10 protein-coding genes and 2 rRNA genes are annotated in these 14,664 nt (G+C 61.2%); 7 read left to right on the top strand and 5 right to left on the bottom strand.

Annotated features, from left to right (window positions below):
• The coding region (locus CAY82_RS24555; RefSeq protein ID WP_140399136.1) for a retention module-containing protein at positions 1 to 1,702 on the bottom strand (1,702 nt) is incomplete at its 3' end.
• A gap of 741 nt (positions 1,703 to 2,443) precedes the next feature.
• Between CAY82_RS24555 and CAY82_RS24550 the strand changes: the two genes are divergently transcribed.
• From CAY82_RS24550 to CAY82_RS24540, 3 genes are all read left to right on the top strand, one after another.
• Positions 2,444 to 2,632: a hypothetical protein gene (locus CAY82_RS24550; RefSeq protein WP_087503422.1), complete on the top strand. Its 189-nt coding sequence runs from the start codon at positions 2,444 to 2,446 to the stop codon at positions 2,630 to 2,632.
• Between the two features lie 70 nt (positions 2,633 to 2,702).
• On the top strand, positions 2,703 to 4,859 hold the full coding sequence (locus tag CAY82_RS24545) for a type I secretion system permease/ATPase (protein ID WP_087503421.1): 2,157 nt from the start codon (positions 2,703 to 2,705) through the stop codon (positions 4,857 to 4,859).
• Between the two features lie 7 nt (positions 4,860 to 4,866).
• Positions 4,867 to 6,225, top strand: coding sequence for an HlyD family type I secretion periplasmic adaptor subunit (locus CAY82_RS24540; protein WP_170931128.1), 1,359 nt, complete (start codon positions 4,867 to 4,869; stop codon positions 6,223 to 6,225).
• Between the two features lie 200 nt (positions 6,226 to 6,425).
• Here the strand turns inward: CAY82_RS24540 and lapD are convergent, their stop codons facing one another.
• Entirely contained in the window at positions 6,426 to 8,372 is a 1,947-nt protein-coding gene (gene lapD / locus CAY82_RS24535) for a cyclic di-GMP receptor LapD (RefSeq protein WP_087503419.1), read from the bottom strand.
• Positions 8,373 to 8,382: 10 nt separating this feature from the next.
• A complete protein-coding gene (lapG, locus tag CAY82_RS24530) occupies positions 8,383 to 9,144 on the bottom strand; it encodes a cysteine protease LapG (protein WP_170931127.1) in 762 nt (253 codons plus the stop codon).
• Between the two features lie 204 nt (positions 9,145 to 9,348).
• Here lapG and CAY82_RS24525 point away from each other — a divergent pair, with 204 nt between their 5' ends.
• The 4 genes from CAY82_RS24525 to CAY82_RS24510 all read left to right on the top strand — a co-directional run bounded on the left by CAY82_RS24525 (position 9,349) and on the right by CAY82_RS24510 (position 14,225).
• Positions 9,349 to 10,038: a GntR family transcriptional regulator gene (locus tag CAY82_RS24525; protein WP_087503418.1), complete on the top strand. Its 690-nt coding sequence runs from the start codon at positions 9,349 to 9,351 to the stop codon at positions 10,036 to 10,038.
• Positions 10,039 to 10,148: 110 nt separating this feature from the next.
• Positions 10,149 to 10,652, top strand: coding sequence for a sigma-70 family RNA polymerase sigma factor (locus CAY82_RS24520; protein WP_063915096.1), 504 nt, complete (start codon positions 10,149 to 10,151; stop codon positions 10,650 to 10,652).
• A 4-nt stretch (positions 10,653 to 10,656) separates the two neighbouring features.
• On the top strand, positions 10,657 to 11,613 hold the full coding sequence (locus CAY82_RS24515) for a FecR domain-containing protein (protein WP_087503417.1): 957 nt from the start codon (positions 10,657 to 10,659) through the stop codon (positions 11,611 to 11,613).
• Between the two features lie 197 nt (positions 11,614 to 11,810).
• Positions 11,811 to 14,225, top strand: coding sequence for a TonB-dependent siderophore receptor (locus CAY82_RS24510; protein ID WP_087503416.1), 2,415 nt, complete (start codon positions 11,811 to 11,813; stop codon positions 14,223 to 14,225).
• Positions 14,226 to 14,337: 112 nt separating this feature from the next.
• Here the strand turns inward: CAY82_RS24510 and rrf (CAY82_RS24505) are convergent.
• A 5S ribosomal RNA gene (gene rrf / locus CAY82_RS24505) occupies positions 14,338 to 14,453 on the bottom strand.
• A 109-nt stretch (positions 14,454 to 14,562) separates the two neighbouring features.
• Positions 14,563 to 14,664 (bottom strand): 5S ribosomal RNA (rrf, locus tag CAY82_RS24500); the annotation flags it as partial.

Here is a 14,664-nt window from a genome sequence, read left to right as displayed (position 1 = left end):
GGTTCGGCACCAACTGCTCGAAGTTACCGCCCGTGGCGCTTTCGATGGTCACGCTAACGGTCGAGCCGTTGTTGTAGACGTCGTTGGCCGGGGTCTGGAAGTCGACGCTGCCCTGGGTCTTGCCGGCCTCGACGGTGATGGTCTGGCCATTGGACAGGGTCACGGTCACCGGGGTCTGGGCTGGGTTGCTCAGGGTCACGGTGTAGGTGATGACGCCGCCTTCGGTGATGCTTGGCGAAGCGGTCAGGGTCGCGGTGGTGGTATCCACCGAGTCGTTGATGGTGGTCTGAGCCGGCGTCGGGTTCGGCACCAACTGCTCGAAGTTACCGCCCGTGGCGCTTTCGATGGTCACGCTAACGGTCGAGCCGTTGTTGTAGACGTCGTTGGCCGGGGTCTGGAAGTCGACGCTGCCCTGGGTCTTGCCGGCCTCGACGGTGATGGTCTGGCCATTGGACAGGGTCACGGTCACCGGGGTCTGGGCTGGGTTGCTCAGGGTCACGGTGTAGGTGATGACGCCGCCTTCGGTGATGCTTGGCGAAGCGGTCAGGGTCGCGGTGGTGGTATCCACCGAGTCGTTGATGGTGGTCTGAGCCGGCGTCGGGTTCGGCACCAACTGCTCGAAGTTACCGCCCGTGGCGCTTTCGATGGTCACGCTAACGGTCGAGCCGTTGTTGTAGACGTCGTTGGCCGGGGTCTGGAAGTCGACGCTGCCCTGGGTCTTGCCGGCCTCGACGGTGATGGTCTGGCCGTTGGACAGGGTCACGGTCACCGGGGTCTGGGCTGGGTTGCTCAGGGTCACGGTGTAGGTGATCACGCCGCCTTCGGTGACGCTTGGCGAAGCGGTCAGGGTCGCGGTGGTGGTGTCGATGGTATCGGTCACCTGGGTAACCGCGGGTGTTTGCGGCACAGTCACCGTCAACCCACCGCCCCCGGTGGTGCCCGTTACGGTCGCCGAAATCTGGCCGCCATCGATATACGGGGTATCGTTCGCCGGGACCACGACGTTGACACTACCAGTGGTCTGTCCGGCAGGAATGACAATTACGGCACCGTTGGACAGGGTGACCACCAGGTTGGTGGTCGGCGCCTGGCCAACCGTAGCGGTATAAACGATTACACCACCCGCTTCGCTGATGGCCGGGGTAGCGCCAAGAACCAGGTCGGTAGCGACGCTGGTGTCTGTCGGAGGCGTAGTCACCTGGTTGTTGCTGGCGGTGTCCAGCACGCCAACCTCTTCGCTATCGAGCACGGCGGCAAAGCCCGGCCCGTCAGTAGGGAAGCCTACGGTAGGATCGACCCGGCCCGCGGTTTCTTCGAGCATGACAAAGCTGTGGCCACCGCCCAGCGCACCACCACCGCCCGCTGCCGATGGGCCAGCCGCAGTCGCTTCAAGCTCGGTAGTCGGGTCGACACCGGCAGCGATCGCCTGTTGCAACTCCTCCACCGACGGCGCCGCCTGTGCGGTCGCCTGGCTCAGGTCGGTGCTGCTGTCCGGCGCATCAGCGCTCCACTGGCTGTCGCGCCCCAGGTCGAGCAGACGGCCATCGGCCAGTTCCAAAGTAACAGCGCCGCCCGGGCCAGTGAGCACTTCCTCACCGGCCAGCAGACGGTCCCCTTCGATCAGAACACGCCGGATGCCCTCTGGGGATACCGCAATAACCTGGCCGACAATACTTTTGACGATGGCTACAACGCTGCTCATTGGACTCTCCGTGTGACCCGATGGGTACTTCCCTGCCAGAGCGGCACTTGCAAGCCACTTCAGGCGGAACTATGTCGATGATCTCTTGACGTTTTTTGACGTCAATATTCCGTCTATAACTATTTGGAATTGCCTAACTGCCAAACTATTGACCTTATAGACGCCATCCTAAACAATCACCAATGTAATGTCACATTGATATTTGAACCTTAGCCAAGCGTTTCTCTAGAACAAATGTCGTACATCATCGAAAGCGCGTTCACCGGTCACTTCACGTGCCTTTTTCCGCGCATCGGTAGCCGCAAACAAAGCAGCAGGACGACCGTCCATCGGCAGCAGTCAAAGATTCAGGTGTCAATATTCAGGTCACTCTCGCTCGCTCAGGCCACTGCTTGACTACAAGCATAAACCTTGCCTGAAGCCAGCCAGAAGTGGTCGGGAAGCCAGGCAGAGTCGGGGCCGTACGACAGCTCACGGCATCAGCAGCCCGTATCGCTGCATCACTCGGCACAGCGATTTGCCGTAGATCAAAGAGATAGCGAACAACTGCGCAAATACTGACAGCCTGAATATTAGAAAGCGTTGCCGATTGTTTAGCCCAGACCTGTCAGCGAGCTGCCTTCCAATAGATGAATTTTGACTAATTAGTTGCCGAAGACCGTCAACAAGTCAGCGTCTGGTTTCTGACAACGGTATAAGTCGATACCGACTACACCTCTGTCGCCAGCCGGATGGCAGGCTATGCTGCAAATTAGCTTCGGCCTGGATGCTGACTGGGTCAAAAATGAAACATCCACCACCCAGCATCGTCTGGTAAGAATGAAAACCGTAGAATTGTTTACTCAATACCGATTCAAGGCGACCATTGGCCGGTTGCCCAAGCGTCAGGGTGCCGTAGCCTTCACGACCACGGCCTGGCAGCACCATTGAACGCCAGGGTGAGCCGGCCTGAACGGCGGCACACCCACCCCACCCACCACAAGGATGAAGAGAGCGCCGCGTGGAATCCGAAGTCAGTCGAGTCCAACTCAGCCACGATCCACGCAGTCAGCATGACGATCCCCTGCTGGATAGTCTGCTGAGCCTGTGTGTCCTGCACCAGAAACCCGCCAGCCGGGTCATGTTGACCACCGGGCTGCCGCTGCCCGCCCAGCGCCTTAGCCCCGAGCTGCTACCTCGCGCAGCCGCCCGGGCCGGCCTGCAGGGGCGCCTGCTGCAGCGCAAGCTGGAGCAGATCCCGAGCATCGCCATGCCGGCCATGTTACTGCTCAAGGAAGGGCGCAGCGCCGTTCTGCTGGGCTGGGAGAACGAAGACACTGCACGCCTGCTGCTCAGCGAGAGCGATGGCGGCGAGGTGCATGTCAGCCGCGAAGCCCTGCAGAGCGATTACAGTGGCCGGGTGTTCTTCGCCCAGCCGCAGCACAAGTTCGATGTCAACCACGGCAACCTCATCCCGCGGGCGAAGTCGTGGTTCCGCGATACCTTGCTGCGCAGCAAATGGCTATATATCGACGCCATCGCCGCCAGCCTGGTGATCAACCTCATCGCCCTGGCCGCGCCGCTGTTCGTGATGAACGTATATGACCGGGTGGTGCCCAACCAGGCCACCTCGACCCTCTGGGTGCTGGCCGTCGGCATCGCCGGCGCATACATCTTCGACCTGATCCTCAAGGGCCTGCGCGGCTTGTGTCTGGACCTGGCCGGCAAGAAGACCGACCTGATCATTTCGGCGACGTTGTTCGAACGTATCGTCGGCATGTCGATGAAATACCGCCCGGCCAGGGTTGGCAGCTTTGCCCAGAACATTCACGAGTTCCAGGGCCTGCGTGACTTCCTCGCCTCGCTGACCCTGACCAGCCTGATCGACCTGCCGTTCACCATCCTGATCCTGATCGTCATCGCTATCATTGGCGGGCACCTGGTGTGGATCCCGATCATCGCCTTCCCGCTGGCCCTGGGCATCGGTTACGCCCTGCAACGGCCACTGATGGCGACCATGGAGCGGACCATGGCCCTGGCCTCGGAGCGACAGTCCAGCCTGATCGAAACCCTGGCCGGCCTGGATGCGGTAAAGGTCAACAACGCCGAAAGCGAACGCCAGTACATGTGGGAGCAGACCCTCGGCACTCTCAGCCGCCTGGAACTGCGGGTGAAGGTGCTGTCGAGCCTGGCGATGAACATCACCCTGCTGATCCAGCAACTGGCAGGCGTGGCAATGATCTGCGTCGGTGTGTACCTGATCATCGACGGCAACCTGAGCATGGGCGGCCTGGTGGCCTGCTACATGCTCAGCGGCCGAGCCCTCGGCCCGCTGGGCCAGCTCAACGGCCTACTCGCCCGCTACCAGCAGGCCAAGGTAACCATGGTCGCCACCGACCACATGATGGAACTGCCGCAGGAGCGCAACTTCGAGGAACGCCCGCTGAGTCGCAAAGTGCTGCAGGGCAGTGTTGAGTTCCGCGGGGTCGATTTCACCTACCCGAACCAACAGAACCAGGCCCTGAAGAACATCAACCTGACCATCCGCCCTGGCGAGAAAGTGGGCATTATCGGCCGCAGCGGCTCGGGCAAGAGTTCGCTGGCCAAGCTCATTGTCGGCCTGTACGAGGCCGATGGCGGGTCACTTCTGGTCGATGGCGTGGACATTCGCCAGATCGACGTCAGCGAACTCCGCCACAACATTGGCTATGTGCCCCAGGATATCCAGCTACTGGCCGGCACCCTGCGCGATAACCTGGTCAGTGGAGCCCGCTACATCGAAGATGAGTTGATTCTGCATGCTGCCGAGCTGGCAGGTGTGCATGAGTTCGCCCGGCTGCACCCTGACGGCTACGAGCTGCAAGTGGGTGAACGCGGGCAGAATCTGTCCGGTGGCCAGCGGCAGAACGTCGCCCTGGGCCGGGCACTGTTGCTCAACCCGCAGATCCTGCTGCTGGACGAGCCGACCAGCGCCATGGACAACACCGGTGAAGAACGCCTCAAGCAGCGGCTGCAGGCGGTGGTGGAAGGCAAGACAGTGCTACTGGTCACGCATCGCGCCTCGCTGCTGTCGCTGGTGGACCGGCTGATCGTGATCGATCGCGGGCAGATTGTCGCCGACGGCCCGAAAGCCGCGGTCATGGATGCGCTGAAAAAGGGGCAGATCAGTGTTGCATAAGCTGGATATGGGGCAATTCAAGGAAGGCCTTCGGCGCTATTTCAAAGGTTCCGACTCACTGGGCGGGCAGCCGCTGCCAGAGGTAAACAAGGCCCTGATCGAGGATGCGCCGCGGGTCGTGCGGCTGACCATCTGGGGCGTGATCCTGTTCTTCGTGTTCCTGATCGTGTGGGCCAGCGTCGCGCCCATCGACGAGGTTACGCGGGGTGAAGGCAAGGCCATTCCGTCGTCCAAGGTGCAGAAGATCCAGAACCTGGAGGGCGGCATCGTCGCCGAAATCTTCGCCAAGGAAGGGCAGATCGTAGAAGTGGGCCAACCGTTGCTGCGCCTGGATGAAACCCGCTTCGCCTCCAACGTGGGTGAAACCGAGGCGGACCGCCTGGCCATGGCCCTGCGCGTCGAGCGCCTGAGTGCCGAGGTCGAGGACAGCCCGCTGAAAATCGACGAAGCACTGCGCAAGGCTGCACCAAGCCAGGCGGCCAGTGAAGAGTCGCTGTACCAAAGCCGGCGCCAGCAACTGCAGGACGAGATTGGTGGCCTGCAACAGCAGCTGGTGCAGCGCCAGCAGGAGCTGCGCGAATACAGTTCAAAACGTGCCCAGTACGCCAACAGCCTGGAACTGCTGCGCAAAGAGATCAGCATGTCCGAGCCACTGGTGGCCACCGGCGCGATCTCCCAGGTTGAAGTGCTGCGCCTGCGCCGTGCCGAAGTGGAGAACCGCGGCCAGCTGGACTCCACGGCGCTGGCGATCCCGCGTGCCGAGGCGGCCATCCGCGAGGTGCAAAGCAAGATCGAAGAAACCCGCGGCAAATTCCGCAGCGAAGCGCTGACCCAACTGAACGAGGCACGCACCGAGCTGAACAAGGCCACGGCTACCAGCAAGGCATTGGACGACCGGGTGAACCGCACCATGGTCACTTCGCCGGTGCGCGGTATCGTCAAACAACTGCTGGTGAACACCATTGGCGGGGTGATCCAGCCTGGCAGCGATATCCTCGAAGTAGTGCCACTGGATGACACGCTTGTCATCGAGGCGAAGATCCTGCCCAAGGACATCGCCTTCCTGCACCCGGGTCAAGAGGCGACAGTCAAGTTCACGGCCTATGACTACACCATCTACGGTGGGCTCAAGGCCAAGCTGGAACAGATCGGTGCCGATACCATCACCGATGAAGACAAGAAGACCACCTACTACCTGATCAAGCTACGCACCGATCGCAGCCACCTGGGCACTGACGAGAAGCCGCTGCTGATCATTCCTGGGATGGTGGCGACGGTCGATATCATGACCGGCAAGAAGACCATCATGAGCTACCTGCTCAAGCCGATCATGAAGGCGCGTTCGGAAGCGCTGCGCGAGCGTTGATGATCCTGGCCACTGTATTCAGTGGCCTCCCTGGCCCTATCGCCGGCAAGCCAGCCCCCACAGATACAGCACAAAGTTCAAGGCATGCGCTGTACCTGTGGGAGATCGCTCAGCCCTTTGGGCTGCGCTGTCGCGTAGAGAACTGAATTTGCAAGCGGTCCGCTCCCACACGGTCCGTGCCAGAACTGCAAAACCGAAACTCAGCGCCAGGGTGCAGGCTCACCAACCAACTGCCCCTGAATCCCACCTACCCCCATCTCTCTCAATACCAGCCGCTCCCCTTCCGTCTCGACCCGCTCGGCAATCAGCGGCACGTCGATGCTGTGTGCCGCGCGCTGGACTGCTTCGATGAACAGCCGCTTGTGCTGCTCATGGTCAATGTTACGGATGTAGCTGCCATCGATCTTCAGGTACGCAAGGCCCAGGTGCGCCAGGTTGCCGATCATGCTGAAGCGCCCACCAAAGCGTTGCAGCGCCAGGCCGAAGCCAAGGGCGTGCAGGCGCCGGGTCAGCTGCTCCAGGGCAGACTGCTCGGGTAGTTGCTCTTCGCCAATCTCGAAAATCAGGCGCGGCCCCAGCGCCGTATGCTGGCCCAGCAGTTCGAAGACACGCTGCAGGGCCTTAGGGTCGCCCAAAGTGGCGGCAGACAGATTTAGCGCCAGCACCTGGTCATGCCCGCGCAGGTGCGCAAGCACCTTCTCCAGCACCAGCACGTCCAGCCGCGACATCCAGCCGAAGCGCTCCAGCCAGGGCAGGAAACGACCCGCCGGCAGCGCCTCGCCGAGGCCATCCTGCAAACGCGAAATCACCTTGTGGTGCAGTACCCGTTGCGCAGTGCCGCAGTCCACCACAGGCTGGAAGAACAGCTCGAAATGCCCGCCGACAAACGCCTGATCCAGCCGCTCGTGCCAGGCATGCTGGCTGTCCGCAGCGACCACAGCCACCCCCTGCTCGAGGCAGACCCAACCCGGCGTCGGCTGGTTCTCCGCGCGGGCCAGGGCTTCGTCGGCGAGCTTGAGCAGCGCTTGCGGTGCGTCCCCAGGGCTGTAGGGCGCAAGACCGATGCAGGCCACCGGGTCGATATCACTGGCGCCGGTTTCATGCAGACTCTGCAGGGTTGCTTCCAGGGCCTGGGCGAGCTGTACCGCCTCTTCATGCACCATGCCCGGCGCCAGCACGGCGAACTCGCCACCGCGGCTGCGGGAAATCAGGTCTTTGGTTTCCGGGTAGCTGGCACAGGTGCGACGCAACTGGTCACCCACGGCCTGTAGCAACTGGTCGGTCCGCTGGCCGCCAAGGCGGGCGTTCAACCCCGCCAGTCCCTGGACCCGCAGCAACAGCAGGTAGCCGGCGCGTGCCTCTTCCAGATTGCTGACCCGGGTGTTCAACTGCATCTCGAAATAACGGCGGTTGGACAGCCCGGTCAGGCTGTCCTGGTAGGACTCGGCACGCAGCCGCTCACTGCGCTCGGCCTGCTCGGTGAACAGTGCCTTGAGCTTCTCGACCATCTGGTTCATCGCCTGCACTACCCGGCGCAGCTCCGGCGTACGCGGCAACTCGGGCAGGCTGAGGAATTCGCGGCGGGCAATGGCATGGGATTGCTCGACCATGTAGTCCAGCGGCCGCAACTGGCGGCGCAATAGCAAGGCGCCTAGCACGGCACTGGCCGCGCCACACAGCAGCAACCAGCCCAGGCTACCCAGGGCGCTTTGCCAGAGCTTGGCAATGGCGAACATCGGGTGGCTGATCACTTCAACGCGCGCGGCCTGCTGCCAGCCACGGCTGACGATGGCATCGCCACCGGCGGCTTCCAGGCCGATCAGGTCCACAAACCAGCGCGGCACACCGGCGGGGTCCGGCTCGGCGTGGCGCTCCACCAGCACAGCATTGGAGCCCAGGTCGACGACCTTGATGCTTGAGTAGTAACCGCTGTCGAAGATCGAACTGACCATCAGTTCGACCATCGCCGGGTCGTCGATATTCGGCGTCAGCGACAGCGCCAGCGCGGTTGCCGCATCCTGGGCGTGCGAGCGCAACTGGTTGACGTACTGGCTGCGCGAGCTTTCCAGGCTGACCATGAAACTGCCACTGAAGGCGACCACCAGGAACAGGCAAATGGCCAACAGCAATTGTTTGAACAGTGACATCTGTGCTCCTTCAGTAAACCGGCTCGGCCGGGAACCCTTCGGCCTGCATTTTCTTCAGCAAATCCTGCCAGCGCGACAGCCGCTTGGTATCGCCGACCTTCTTGTTACCTGCGGCACCCGTCAGCCACAGCCCTTCACCATTGAAGGCGTACACCGGCACCAAGTCGGTACGTTGGCTGGCTGGCTTGATGGCATCCATCAGGCTGTCGAGCACCAATGGCTGTGCCTGTGGGTTTGAATAATAGGTCAGGACCATGTGCGCCCGGTTCTGCCGCAGCGCCTTGACGTACGTAATGCGTAGCTTTTCGCTGGGAACTCCCATGCGCCGCAGGCTGAAATACTTGGCGATGGCGTAGTCCTCGCAGTCCCCTGCCCCCTTGATCAGCGCCTGCACCGGCGTGGCCCAGTAATCGACCTCATGCCACAGGTCGATGTCCTCGACATAGTGCAATTGCTGGTTGAAGAAGCGGTTGACCACCTGCAACCGCTCAAGCTCCGAACCCTGCTTCTGCGTGGCCATCAGGTTCTGCCAGGCATCAATACGACCCTGCCCGGCACCCAACTGGCCATACAGGGCCTGTGACTTGCGGCTGATCTGGGAAAAGTCCCAATCCGCGTGCAAGCCACCCAGCAGCAGGCTACCCAGCAGCGCAGCAAGGCCAACACGTTGCACAACAGTTTTGAGCATCCAGGATATCGCCACTGCGAAGCCCTGTTCAGGCCAGTCGAAAGCAGCGATGGTGCGGCTTGCCACAGCAAAAGACAATGGCACCCTGCGATCATGCACCCGTTGGTCAGTCGACCTACACTTTCTGGTTAGAACCTTCTAGAGGTCGCTTCCTTTGACTGGCGACTTAATCCACCATAGCCGCGCTTTTTGGGGCGCCCGTTCCATTGAGGGTGCAGGTTTGACACCCCATGAGCTATTACTAGTGTTATTGGATCCAACTTTAGTCATCGTTGAGGCAGACGTCGCGTGGCCGAGAAAATCAAATTGAGCAATGTGCTGGCGAGCGAGCAGCTGTTGCCACACCAGGCCCGTAGCGTGATCGAAGAACGCCTGCGCAGTGCCATTCTTGATGGCCGCTTGCCCCCAGGTACTGCCGTGCGACAACAAGAACTCGCCACCTTGTTCGGAGTCAGCCGCATGCCCGTGCGCGAGGCCCTGCGCCAGCTCGAAGCGCAATCGCTGCTGAAAGTGGAGATGCACAAGGGCGCGGTGGTTGCGCCATTGATCGGCGAGGACGCGGTGGATACCTATGCCCTGCGCGTGCTGCTCGAGACCGAGGCGCTGCGCCAGTCCATTCCGCTGCTCGATGCCAGCGACATCGCCAGCGCCCGCGGATATATCCAGCAACTGGAGAACGAAACCCGCCACGCCGAAATCGGTCGCCTCAATCGCCTGTTCCACATGTCGTTGTACAACAAGGCGCCGAACAAGAAACTGCTGCGCCTGATCGAGGACGAACTGAACGAGGAAGAGCGCTTCCTGCGGTTTCATCTTTCGTCCATGGGCCTGGGCAAGCTCACCCAGGACGATCACAACGCACTGGTGGATGCAGCTAGCGACAAGGTGGTGGACGAAGCAGTAGCGGTGCTGGAGCGGCACCTGAATAGCGCATCGCGGGTAATCCGCAAGTACCTGGATACGCAACTGGGGCGCTAGCGGGTAGAGAGAGCGCGCACGGTACTGTCGGATGGGTTGCAAATTGATCGGCCCCCGCCAACAATGAGACTAATTATCATTCATGTCCATTGATGGCAGCGCCCTCCCCCATGCCCAGCAACGATTCCGTGCAAACGCTCTACAGTGACCACCACGGCTGGTTGCATGCCTGGCTACGCAGCAAGCTGGGCAACGCAGCCGATGCCGCAGACCTGGCCCAGGACACCTTCGTGCGCCTGCTGCAGCGGCGCGAACACTTGCAACTGAACACGCCACGGGCCTTCCTGCGTACAGTGGCGCGTGGGCTGGTGATCGACCACTGGCGACGCGAGGAACTGCATAGGGCCTATCTCGAGGCACTGGCACAAGTGCCAGAAGCACAAGCCCCCTCGGCCGAAACCCGTGAGTTGCTGCTGGAATTGCTGGAACGCATCGCGCGCATGCTCGACGGCCTCAAGCCCAAAGTACGCCGCGCATTCCTGCTGGCCCAATGCGAGGGGCTGAAGCACCAGGCCATCGCCGACCAGATGGGGATCTCGGTGCGAACCGTGGAGCGCTACATCGCCGATGCGCTCTACCATTGCTACCTGCTGCGCTACGCCGACGAGTGCTGACGCGATGACTACCGCACAGCCTGGCGCAACAGCGGTCAAGCAGGCCATCCAGTGGATGCTCAGGCTGCGCGAGAACGGGCATGACTCTGCCCTGCAGCATCAGTGCAGGCAATGGCGCAGTGCCCGCCAGGAACATGAACAGGCCTGGCAACGGGTGATGCACCTGCACAAGGACCTCGATCTGCGCGCCATTCCCGGCGCCGGGCTAGCCTTGCAGACCCTGGAGACCAGCCAGCGCCGCCTGCACCGCCGGCAGGCACTGAAGCTGCTTGGCGGGGTTGCCATGGTGGGGACAGCGACATGGCTGGGCAAAGACCTCGATGCAGTCAACGCCTGGACATCGGACTACGCCACCGGCACGGGTGAACGACGCAGCGTCGCGCTTCCCGATGGCTCGCTGATGCAACTCAACACCCGCAGTGCCGTGGACCTGGCCTTCAATGACCAACAGCACCTGGTCCGCCTGAAGCAGGGGGAATTGATGATTACCTGCGGCCCACAGCGTCCCTTGCTTGTACAGACGCGTGACGCGTTACTGGAAGGGTTCGAAGGGCGTTTCGTGGCACGCCAGGACAACGACTGCACACGGGTCAGTGTCAACCATGGCAGGGTGGCAATCCACCGTCCTGGTAATGGCCAACTGCAATGGATCGAACGCGGCCAGAACTGGCGTCTGGATACGCAAGGTGCACACCGGCTCGAACAGGAGGACATGGACGCGATGGCCTGGACCGAGGGGCTGATCGTCACCCGGGACATGCGCCTGTTCGACTTTCTCGCGCAGGTCAGCCGTTATCGTCATGGTTACCTGGGCTGCAGCGACGACATTGCAGATTTGCGCCTGTCGGGTGTGTTCCGCCTCGAAGATCCGGAGCAACTGCTGCAGCTGCTGCCACGGACGCTGCCCGTGCGGCTTCGCCAACGTACGCGCTGGTGGGTGCGTGTGGAGGGGCTAGTCTGATCTGACGGGGGCCATTGCGTTCAGGGCCGCTGCGCGCCCCAATAGCTTTTTTGGCGGGTTTTGACTCCCGGTCCGGCTAGGACAGTAAGCGACACCTCCTGCCCTCACACTTCAACGGACCCTTCATGCCTACCGCCCCAGTGCACACGCACACATTCAACGCGAATGATTTTCGACCTGTCTTGCACTCAGCAACTTTGCACAAAACCATCCGGGCCACCCTGTTTGGCACCGCCTTGGGCCTGATAGCCGTCCCGCAACTGTCCGTGGCAGCTGAAACGACCCAGATGAGCCATCACTATGCGATCCCGGCCGGCCAGCTGGATGACGTGCTCAACCAGTTCGCCCGCCAGGCTGGCATCACCCTGTCGAGCACACCCCAGCTCACCCAAGGCTTGCAGTCAAACGGCCTGCAGGGGCAGTACCCCAAGGATCAGGCACTGCGCCAGTTGCTCAATGGTAGCGGCCTGGAAGCGCTCAGCCAGGACGGCCGCAGCTACGTGCTGCAGGCACAACCCCAGGACGCCGCCGTGTCATTGCCAGACACCGATGTCCGTAGCTTCACCCTTGGCAATGCACTGGGCAGCATGGAGGGTTACAACGCCACCCACAGCCAGGTAGCGACCAAGACCAGCATGCCGCTGGTGGAGACATCACAATCGGTCTCGGTGGTTACCCGCCAGCAGATGGACGACCAGGGCTCGCAAACCGTTGCCCAAGCCATGCGCTACACACCCGGGGTGCTGACCAACCCCTACGGTGCAACCCATCGTTATGACTATGTGGCCATGCGTGGCTTCAATGATGGCTCGGTGGATAACATCTACGTCGACGGGCTCAAGTCGATGGGCGACAACGGTACCTACAGCACCATGCAGGTGGACCCGTACTTCCTTGAGCGCATCGATATTCTCAAGGGACCGTCTTCGGTACTGTATGGCCGTAGTTCGCCAGGAGGCCTGGTAGCACTGACCACCAAGAAGCCACTGTTTACCCCCTACCATCAAATCCAGGCCACGCTCGGTACCCAAGGCCAGCGTGGCATGGGTTTCGACTTCAGCGGCCCCGTGGATGACGACAAGCGTATCGCTTATCGCCTGACAGGCCTGGCAGATGCTTCCGACACGCAGTTCGACCACAACAAGGAAGAACGCTACGCTATCGCGCCGGCCGTCAGCATCGACTTCAGCGAAGACACCTCGCTCACCCTGCAGGCCTACCTGCAACACGACCCCAACGGCGGCTACCACGGCGGCAACCCCGCGGACGGCATGCTGCACAAGCGCAAAAGCTTGCGCCTGTCGGACCACTTCTTCGAAGGCGAGCCGGGTGTCGACAACTACGAGCGCACTCAACAGTCCTTCAGCTACCAGTTCGAGCATCGCTTCAACGATGTTTTCACCGCACGACAGAACTTCCGCTACCAGGACTCTGACGTGTCGATGGACCAGGTGTATTCCGCCGGCTGGGCGGATGCCGACAGCAATATCCTCAACCGCGCCTATACCGGCGGCGACGAACGCCTGCATTCGTACATCATCGACAACATGCTGCAGGCGGAGTTCTTCACAGGGACCGCCAAACACACCCTGCTGCTGGGCACCGATTACCAGCGACGCAAGGCCGACGTGGCTTGGCGTTTTGGCACAGTCGCCCCGCTGGATGCCGGCAACCCGCAGTACGGCAATGGCAACCTTCAGGTGCTAGGCGAAAACCGCTACCAGCGGCGTTTGCAGCAAACGGGTGTGTACCTGCAGGACCTGGTGGAGCTGGACCAGTGGCGCTTCTCCTTGGGACTGCGCCAGGACTGGGTAAGGGTGTCCGAGGAGAATCGCGACAGCAACACCAAGGTCAGTGACCAGCGCTCCAGATTCACTAGCCGCGCCGGGGTGCTCTACCTGTTCGAGAACGGGATTGCGCCTTATGTCAGCTACTCGGAGTCGTTCAACCCCAATACCGTGTCCGACCAGGAAGGCCGTCCTCTGGCGCCGACCGAGGGCACTCAATGGGAGGCCGGCATCAAGTATCAGCCACCGGGTAGCGACAACCTGTTCAGCGCATCGGTGTTCCGCATCGAGCAGGAGAACCTGGCCTCGAAGCAGCCTGACGAGGACTTCTATCGCCCTGTAGGTCAAGTACGCTCACAAGGGCTGGAGCTGGAGGCCCATGTGCAGCTGACCGACAGCTTGAAGCTGCTGGGCGGCTATACCTTTACCGATATCGAGTACGCCAAGTCGATGCCCAGCCTGGTGTCGGGTAACCTGGACAACAAGGGCAATTCGCCAACCCAGGCACCGAAACAGATGTTCTCGCTGTGGGCTGACTACAACTTCCACCAAGGGGCACTGGATGGCCTGCGTTTGGGCGGTGGGGTACGGTATGTGGGGTACAGCTGGGTGGATGCGGAAAACAGCATGAAAGTGCCTTCCTATACCCTGTTCGACGCCTCCGTCGGCTATGACCTGAGCAAGGTCGGCCTACAGGGAGTAGATGTGCGCCTAAACGCCAATAACCTTACCAACGAAAGCTACATCACTTCGTGTGCCAGCCTGAACTACTGCTACATGGGTGAAGAGCGCAATGTCAGTGCCACGGTCAGTTATCGGTTCTGAACATATGGCGACCGTTGGTTCGCGGTACACAGGAACCGCGCCAGCCTGAAAGTTATAGCCCGGAAAAGACAAAGCCCCTGTCTGCATCGCAGACAGGGGCTTTGGGTTTGAATCTTGACGATGACCTACTCTCACATGGGGAAGCCCCACACTACCATCGGCGATGCATCGTTTCACTACTGAGTTCGGGATGGGATCAGGTGGTTCCAATGCTCTATGGTCGTCAAGAAATTCTGTGTGCTGGCCCGTCTATCGGACGTGCCTGCGAATCTCTGTAGTTCCTACTTAAAGACAAAACCCCTACCTGCATGTGCAGATAGGGGTTTTGCGAAATGAATCTTGACGATGACCTACTCTCACATGGGGAAGCCCCACACTACCATCGGCGATGCATCGTTTCACTACTGAGTTCGGGATGGGATCAGGTGGTTCCAATGCT

This window comes from Pseudomonas sp. SID14000 (assembly GCF_002165135.1).
Lineage (GTDB): Bacteria > Pseudomonadota > Gammaproteobacteria > Pseudomonadales > Pseudomonadaceae > Aquipseudomonas.
This window is presented reverse-complemented; position numbering and strand designations above follow the sequence as displayed.